The following is a 6475-nucleotide window of genomic DNA, read 5'->3' on the forward strand; positions in this document are numbered from 1 at the left end:
ATGCCCCCCCGAACCGAACGCACGACTGGCCCACCCACCCGCACGCGCGACAGACCGCGCAATGCACCGACGACCGAAAGGAACCCGCGCCACATGACCGAGGTGCTTCCCATCGAGACCCCCGACGCCCTGAAGGACCCGACCTGGTGGCGGCACGCCGTCGTCTACCAGATCTACCCGCGCAGCTTCGCGGACGCGGACGGCGACGGTCTCGGCGACATCCCCGGCGTGGTCTCCCGGGTCGACTACCTGGCCTCGCTCGGCATCGACGCGGTGTGGCTGAGCCCGTTCTACCCGTCGGCGCTCGCCGACGGCGGCTACGACGTCGCGGACTACCGCAACGTGGACCCGCGTCTCGGCACGCTCGAGGACTTCGACCGCATGGTCGCCGAGCTGCACGCGCGCGGCATCCGTGTGATCGTCGACATCGTCCCGAACCACACGTCCGATCTGCACGAGTGGTTCCAGGAGGCGCTCGCCGCAGGGCGCGGATCCGCGGCGCGAGAGCGGTACATCTTCCGCGAGGGCACCGGACCGGATGGCGCCGAGCCGCCGACCGACTGGCTCTCGGTGTTCGGCGGACCCGCCTGGCACCGCGTCGAGGACGGGCAGTGGTACTTCCACAACTTCGCCAAGGAGCAGCCCGACCTGAACTGGGACCACTCCGAGGTGCGGGAGGACTTCCTGAAGACCCTGCGCTTCTGGTCGGACCGCGGCGTCGACGGCTTCCGCATCGACGTGGCGCACATGCTGACGAAGGACCTCACGGAGCCGCTGCCCTCGCGCGAGGAGCTCACGCTCATCCCGATCGACGGCAACCACCCGCTGATCGATCGCGACGACGTGCACGAGATCTACGCCGAGTGGCGGCAGCTGTTCAACTCCTACGACCCGCCTCGCACGGCCGTCGCGGAGGCATGGGTCGCCTCGCACCGCGTGCCGCGCTACGCCAGCCCGGAGAGCCTCGGCCAGTCGTTCAACTTCGACCTGCTGGAGGCCGACTTCGACGCCGCGCAGTTCCGCCGCATCGTGACGGAGAACCTCGCGCTCGCGGCCGAGTCGGGCTCCTCCAGCACGTGGGTGCTGTCCAACCACGACGTGGTGCGGCACGCCACGCGCTATGGTCTGCCGCCCGAGCCTGCCGACTCGACCTCGCACACCCGGCACGGTGGCGACTGGCTGATCAGCGGCGGCGACGAGGCGCTGCTCGACCGCGAGCGCGGTGCGCGCCGCGCGAAGGCCGCGACGCTGTTCATGCTCGCCCTGCCGGGGTCGACCTACCTCTACCAGGGCGAAGAGCTGGGTCTGCACGAGGTGGCCGACATCCCCGAGGAGGAACGGCAGGATCCCACGTTCTTCCGCACCGGGGGAGCGGAGATCGGGCGCGACGGCTGCCGCGTCCCGCTCCCGTGGACGGCCGACGGCCCGTCCTTCGGGTTCGGCGCGAGCGGCGCGCATCTGCCGCAGCCCGCGTGGTTCTCGCAGTACGCGGTGGACGCGCAGGACGGGGATCCCGCCTCGACGCTGTCGCTGTACCGGCGCACGCTGTCGCTGCGGCACGAGCTGCAGGCCGCGGAGGAGCTGGAGTGGATCGAGACCGGGCGTGACGACGTCCTGCGCTTCCGCCGCCCGGGCGGCTGGCAGGTCGTGACGAACTTCGGGACCGAGCCGTATGACCTCACCGACCTGCCGGGCGACGCCCACGTGGTGCTCTCGAGCGGCGGACCCGCCGGCTCGTCCGTCCCGGGCGAGACGACCGTCTGGATCGCACCGGTCCGCTGATCCCCCATCCGGCGGCCGCCCGCCGCCCGCCGCGCGGCTCGACGCCGCGGCGGGCGGTCGCCCGGTCGTCGGTCGGTCCCCGAGGTTCATAGCGGGGCCATAGCCCGAAGAGCGCTTCCGCATCGCATCGCGCGCTGCAGGCGACGACCGTCCCGGGCAGCGCGGCTGCCGGAGCGGGCGCCACGGTCGCGGGCGTCGTCGCCGGGACACCCGCGGCCGAGGCCGGGCTCGCCCAGGGCGACACCATCACCGCGGTCGACGGCCAGGCCGTCGCCGACGCCGCGGCGCTGCGCGGCCTGCTGGCGGGGTACGCGCCCGGCGAGCAGGTGACCATCGAGTGGATCGACGCCTCCGGCGTCGCGCAGACCGCGGCCGTCACCCTGATCCAGGGCCCGGCCGACTGAACGGCCGGTTCTCGCGCCGAGGGGCCGCCGCGGCGACCCCGGATCAGCCGTCCTGCTGCAGCAGCTCGTCGAGCTTCTGGTAACCCTCCTCGACGCCCTGCTGCATGCCCTGCGCGATCATCTCCTCGAGCGCCTCGACCGAGGTCATGACCGAGCGGCTCACGAGGCGCGAGCGGCCGCCGGGCAGCGACTCGAAGCGCAGCTTCTCCAGACTCACCTCGCCGGGAGCGCCGAGGTACTCGAACGTCTGGATGATCAGCTCGTTCGGCTCGACCGTGTGGAACGTGCCACGGAAGCCGAAGGCCTCGCCGTCCCCGACCTGCTGCTCGAATGCCCACCCGCCGCCCGAGCGCGCGTCCCAGTGCGTGATGGTGGTGCGCAGGCCGCGTGGGCCGATCCACTGCGCGAACAGGTCGGGGTCGGTGTGGGCGCGGAAGACGGCCTCGACGGGCGCGTCGAACTCGCGGCTCAGGTCGGCGTACGGGGCGCCGGGCACGGTGTCGATCACGACGGGATTGCTCATGATTCCTTCTCCTTGTGGCGGGTGCTGCGGGGGGCGCGGCGATCGCCGCGGTGCTGCTGCGAGGCGGTGTCCGCCGCCTCGGGGGGTTCTTCGGCGAGGACCTGGTCCAGCCGCCGGTAGCGCGCCTCGGCGTCGAGGCGATAGCGATCGATCCATGACGTCAGCCGCTCCAGGGCGGCGGCGTCCAGGTGCACGGGGCGACGCTGCGCCTCGCGCGTGCGCCACACGAGTCCCGCGGACTCGAGGACGCTGATGTGCCGGGAAACGGCCTGCAGGGAGATGTCGAAGGGCTCGGCGAGTTCGCCCAGCGTGGCGGAGCCCCGGCTCAGGCGCGCCACGATCGCGCGGCGCACCGGGTCGGCCAGGGCGGCGAAGGCGCCGTCGAGCTGATCGTCCATTGTCCTCAACGTTCCCGTTTATCAACCTATGTGTTGAACACCATAGGTTCGTGGAGCGCGCCCGTCAAGAGGTCCGTGCGCCGCGCGTAGGCTTCCGGTGTGCTCGACCTGCACCGCCTCACCCTGCTGCGGGAAGTCAAGCTGCGCGGCAGCATGACGGCCGCCGCGCGCGAGCTGTCGTACAGCCACTCCGCGATCTCCCAGCAGCTGGCGCTGCTGGAGAAGGAGGCCGGCATCACACTGCTCGAGAAGGTCGGGCGCGGCGTGAAGCTCACGCCGGCGGGGGAGGGCCTGGTGCGCAACACCGAGGCGATCCTCGCCGCCGTGGAGCGAGCCGAGGCGGACCTCGCGACGGCCCATCGGCGCGTGCGGGGCGCGGTCGACGTCGCCGTGTTCGCCACGATCGCGCGCTCGATCATGCCGGCCGCGCTCGCCGCGCTCGCCACGTCGCATCCCGGGCTCGAGGTGCGGCTGCATCTGCACGACCCCGAGGTCGCGGCCGTCCGCCTGATCTCGCGCGACGTCGACGCCGTGATCACCGACGCCTACCCCGGAACCGAGGGGGCGGCGGGCGCGGGGATCCACTCGAGCGTCCTCGGGCGCGATCCCGTGCGCGGCTATCTGCCGGCCGGGTTCGATCCCGCGGATGCCGCCGCGATCCGCGAGGTGCCGTGGGTCATGGAACCGCGCACGTCGGCCGCGACGCAGTGGGCGCTTCGCGTGTGCCGCGAACGCGGCTTCGAGCCGAAGGTCACGCATCGCTCGTCGGACGTGCTGTTCCACCTGCGCATGGTCGAGCAGGGGCTGGCCGCCGCGTTCCTGTCCGACATGGTGATCCGCGAGGCCGGCAGCAAGGTCGCCGCCAGCTCCGCGCTGCCGCGTGACCAGCAGCGGTCGATCCTGTTCCTCGTCCGCGAGGGGGCGCAGGATCGGCCCGCCCTCGCGGCGATCCGCGACGCGGTGGCGCGTCTCCTCGCATCGAGGTGAAGGGCAAGCGGTAAGCACCGCTGACGGATATAGGTCAGCATCCGTCGCTTCTCTTTACGCATGGCGCTCCGTAGCGTTGTCGCCACGGGCATCGCCCGCCCGCCGACCCGCGAAGGAGCGCCCATGACCCGCATCGATCCGGTCACTGCGTCCGAGGTTCCCGCGTCGGAGACGCGCACCCTCATCGACGGGCCCGCACTCTGGCCGGCCCAGGCTCACACCCCCACGGTGCTGGGCCGCCAGCTCGTGATCGAACGCGGCGAGGGCTCCTACGTCTTCACCTCCGACGGGCGCCGCCTGTTCGACGGCACCGCCGGGCTCTGGCACGCGAACATCGGTCATGCGCACCCCGAGCTCGCGCAGGCCGCCTACGACCAGATGCGACGGCTCGAGACGTACCACACGTTCGCGCGCTTCACGAACGACAAGGCGCTCGCGCTGGGCGAGCGGCTGGCGGCGCTGTCGCCCATCGACCGGTCGAAGGTGATCCTCAACTCGGGCGGATCCGACGCGATCGACGTGGCCTGCAAGCTGGCCCGCCGGCACTGGCAGCGCGAGGGTCGCACGAGCAAGACGGTCATCCTCAGCCGCGAGTTCGCGTATCACGGCCTGCACGCGTACGGCACGAGCATCGCGGGGCTCGAGTTCAACCGCGAGGGCTACGGCACCGACTCCCTCGTCCCCGAGACGGCCCGCGTGCCGCTGCACGATGCGGCCGCGATCGCCGAGACGATCGAGCGCATCGGCGCCGAGAAAATCGCGGCGATCGTGACCGAGCCCGTGCAGGGCACCGGCGGCGTGAACCCGCCGGCTCCGGGATACCTCGAGGAGATCCAGCGGCTCTGCCGTGCCCATGACATCCTGCTCATCCTCGACGAGGTGATCACGGGATTCGGCCGCACCGGCACGATGTTCGCGGCCGAGCGCTACGGCGTCGAGCCCGACATGATCACCTTCGCCAAGGGCGTGACGTCGGGCTACGCCCCGCTCGGCGGTGTGCTCGTCGGCCCGCGCGTCTGGGAGGCGTTCTACGTGGACGCGGCGGAGACACCCGTGTTCCGCCACGGAGCCACCTACGCCGGCCACGCGACCGCCGCCGCCGTGGCCCTCGCGCACCTCGACATCCTCGAGCGCGACGGGCTCGTGCCACGCGTGAACGAGCTGGAGGCGGTGCTGCGCTCCGAGCTCGAAGGCCTCGCCGCGCGGCAGGAGGCCGTGGTCGACGTGCGTGTCGCGGGACTGCTCGGCGGCGTCTCGCTCGCGGACGAGCTCGACGCCGTCCGGATCGCCGATGAGCTGATCGAGCTCGGCTACATCTCGCGGCCGCTGCGCGGCAACACGCTGCAGATCAGCCCGCCGTTCATCATCTCGGACGGCGAGCTGCGGGGCTTCGTCGCCGCGATCGAGCGCGCCGTGACGGACGCGGCGACCGCGCGCTGACGGGCGGCGAGCAACGCGGGCGACGATGGCCTGCCGACCGTCGCGTCCGCGCTAGGTCTCGCCCAGGCCCTCCTCGATCCGGCGGCGCAGCTCCTCGACCGCCGTCCGCGCCTCGGGGCCGGACGCCTCGATGCGCAGCACATGGTCCCCCGTCGCGGCGAGAGAGAGCAGGCCGACGAGACTCGCGGCGTTGACCGGTCCGCGGTCGTTCGTGAGATCGCGGATCCGGATGTCCGCGTCGTAGCCTGCGGCGGTGCGCGCCAGCACGGCCGCGGGCCGGGAGTGCACGCCGAGCGGGTTGATCAGCCGGGCCTCCGCGCTCGCCGTGTCGGAGGGCGCGGAGGCGTCCTGCGACACGTCCTCGGCCTCGTCCCCACGCCGCTTGGCCGCGAGGGCGTCGGCGGCCTCCGCCGCCACCTCGTCCAGCGTGCCGCCGGTCGCGGCGCGCACGACCGCTGCCGTCGTGCCCTCCACGAGCGGGCCCTCGCTGATGCGCACCGGCTGCGTGCTCTCGCGCAGGTCGAGCGCCAGCTCGGTGCTGATCGCGGCCGAGCCGAGATCGGTCATCACGAGCACGCCGCCGACGTCGGCGAGCTCGTCGATCGCGGCGGCGATCGCCGCCGCGTCGGTGCCGAACCCGCCATCCGCGCCCGCGGCGATCCGGATCGGCGGCTGCGCGCCCTGCGCCATCTGCGTCGCGAGCTCGACCGTCGCACGCGCGAGGGCCTCGCTGTGCGAGACGATCACGAGCCCGATCATCGCGCGAGCGCCTCGGCGAGCGCCGCGAACAGGATGGCCGACGACGCCGCGCCGGGATCGATGTGTCCCGCGCTGCGCTCGCCGAGGTACGAGGCCCGGCCCTTGCGGGCGACGAGCGGCGCGGTCGCATCGCGGCCCGCCGCGGCGGCATCCGCGGCGGCGCGTGCGGCGTCCGCGAGCGA

The 6475-nt window shown here is 72.8% G+C and carries 8 protein-coding genes; 4 read left to right on the forward strand and 4 right to left on the reverse strand.

The window, feature by feature from the left end:
• The first annotated feature begins 93 nt into the window (after positions 1–93).
• Both RIF89_RS09725 and RIF89_RS09730 read left to right on the forward strand, forming a co-directional pair.
• Positions 94–1782 carry an alpha-amylase family glycosyl hydrolase gene (locus RIF89_RS09725; protein WP_309068917.1) on the forward strand — a complete coding sequence of 563 codons (1689 nt, stop codon included), beginning with the start codon at positions 94–96 and terminating at the stop codon, positions 1780–1782.
• A gap of 134 nt (positions 1783–1916) precedes the next feature.
• Positions 1917–2186 carry a PDZ domain-containing protein gene (locus tag RIF89_RS09730; protein ID WP_309068924.1) on the forward strand — a complete coding sequence of 90 codons (270 nt, stop codon included), beginning with the start codon at positions 1917–1919 and terminating at the stop codon, positions 2184–2186.
• Positions 2187–2229: 43 nt separating this feature from the next.
• Here RIF89_RS09730 and RIF89_RS09735 read toward each other — a convergent pair whose 3' ends face one another.
• Both RIF89_RS09735 and RIF89_RS09740 read right to left on the reverse strand, forming a co-directional pair.
• Positions 2230–2709, reverse strand: a complete 480-nt coding sequence (locus RIF89_RS09735; RefSeq protein WP_309068918.1) for an SRPBCC family protein — start codon at positions 2707–2709, stop codon at positions 2230–2232.
• A complete protein-coding gene (locus RIF89_RS09740) occupies positions 2706–3107 on the reverse strand; it encodes a metalloregulator ArsR/SmtB family transcription factor (RefSeq protein ID WP_309068919.1) in 402 nt (133 codons plus the stop codon). Before RIF89_RS09740 ends, RIF89_RS09735 begins: the two co-directional genes overlap by 4 nt.
• Positions 3108–3206: 99 nt before the next feature.
• On the opposite strand from RIF89_RS09740, the gene RIF89_RS09745 reads away from it, so the two are divergent.
• Together RIF89_RS09745 and RIF89_RS09750 are read left to right on the forward strand one after the other, a co-directional pair.
• Positions 3207–4094 (forward strand): LysR family transcriptional regulator, encoded by an 888-nt coding sequence (locus tag RIF89_RS09745; protein ID WP_309068920.1) that lies wholly within the window; start codon positions 3207–3209, stop codon positions 4092–4094.
• 123 nt (positions 4095–4217) lie between these two features.
• Positions 4218–5534, forward strand: coding sequence for an aminotransferase class III-fold pyridoxal phosphate-dependent enzyme (locus tag RIF89_RS09750; RefSeq protein WP_309068921.1), 1317 nt, complete (start codon positions 4218–4220; stop codon positions 5532–5534).
• Between the two features lie 51 nt (positions 5535–5585).
• Here the strand turns inward: RIF89_RS09750 and dhaM are convergent, their stop codons facing one another.
• Positions 5586–6293: a dihydroxyacetone kinase phosphoryl donor subunit DhaM gene (gene dhaM, locus RIF89_RS09755; protein WP_309068922.1), complete on the reverse strand. Its 708-nt coding sequence runs from the start codon at positions 6291–6293 to the stop codon at positions 5586–5588.
• The coding region (locus RIF89_RS09760) for a DAK2 domain-containing protein (protein WP_309068923.1) at positions 6290–6475 on the reverse strand (186 nt) is incomplete at its 5' end. The genes RIF89_RS09760 and dhaM, both read right to left, overlap by 4 nt.

The sequence above is a fragment of the Microbacterium sp. genome, assembly GCF_031178525.1.
In the GTDB taxonomy this organism is placed as follows: Bacteria; Actinomycetota; Actinomycetes; order Actinomycetales; family Microbacteriaceae; genus Microbacterium.

Bases quoted from the DNA above. Each gene is read 5' to 3' on its own strand.
- RIF89_RS09725 (WP_309068917.1), top strand. From the start codon at position 94: ATGACCGAGGTGCTTCCCATCGAGACCCCCGACGCCCTGAAGGACCCG.
- RIF89_RS09735 (WP_309068918.1), bottom strand. From the start codon at position 2,709: ATGAGCAATCCCGTCGTGATCGACACCGTGCCCGGCGCCCCGTACGCC.
- RIF89_RS09740 (WP_309068919.1), bottom strand. From the start codon at position 3,107: ATGGACGATCAGCTCGACGGCGCCTTCGCCGCCCTGGCCGACCCGGTG.
- RIF89_RS09750 (WP_309068921.1), top strand. From the start codon at position 4,218: ATGACCCGCATCGATCCGGTCACTGCGTCCGAGGTTCCCGCGTCGGAG.
- dhaM (WP_309068922.1), bottom strand. From the start codon at position 6,293: ATGATCGGGCTCGTGATCGTCTCGCACAGCGAGGCCCTCGCGCGTGCG.